Below are 755 nucleotides of genomic sequence, written 5' to 3' on the forward strand. Positions count from 1 at the left end.
GAGGGCGGCCGTGCGGGACGGGCCGGCCGCCAGCCCGCGCACGCGCACCGCGGTGTCGACGGCGTCCTCGGCCATCCGCCGGTAGGTGGTGAGCTTGCCGCCCACGACGGTGACCACGCCCTCCGACGAGGTGAGGACCGCGTGCCGCCGTGAGATGTCGGCGGTCCTGGCCGACGCGCCGGTGCCGGCCGTGGTGTCGAGCAGCGGGCGCAGACCGGCGAAGGCGCCGACGACGTCGTCCCGGCGCACCGGCACGTCCACGACCGAGCCGAGGACGTCGAGGAGGAAGCCGATGTCCGTCTCCGGCGCCTCGGCGACGTCCGGGACGGCGCCCTGCACCGGTTCGTCGGTGAGCCCGACGTAGACCCGGCCGTCGTCCTGGGGCAGGACGAGGACGAAGCGGTTGGACTCGCCGGGGATCGGGATGTGCAGGCCCGCCGGGAGCGGCCCGAGGCAGTCGGGGCGCAGCACCAGGTGGGTGCCGCGCGAGGGCCGGATGCGGATGCCGTCGACCAGGCCGTCCGCCCAGACGCCGGAGGCGTTGATCACCGCGCGGGCGCGGATCTCGCCCTCCTCGCCGGTGAGTTCGTCCCGCACCCGGGCGCCCGTCCCGGTCAGGGCGAGCGCCCGCACGCGGGTGAGCACCACGGCGCCGCGCGCGGCGGCGGTCCGGGCCAGCGCGGTCACCAGGCGGGCGTCGTCGGTGAGCCGGCCGTCCCAGGACAGCAGGCCGCCGCGCAGGCCGTCGCCGCGCA

At 77.6% G+C, this 755-nt stretch carries 1 protein-coding gene; it reads right to left on the reverse strand.

Going from position 1 to position 755, the window contains the following annotated elements; genetic code table 11:
* Window positions 1-755 (reverse strand): FAD-dependent oxidoreductase (locus G3I53_RS32395; protein WP_164439037.1); only part of this gene is annotated, 755 nt, incomplete at both ends.

The sequence above is a fragment of the Streptomyces sp. SID14436 genome (assembly GCF_010548465.1).
GTDB lineage: Bacteria > Actinomycetota > Actinomycetes > Streptomycetales > Streptomycetaceae > Streptomyces.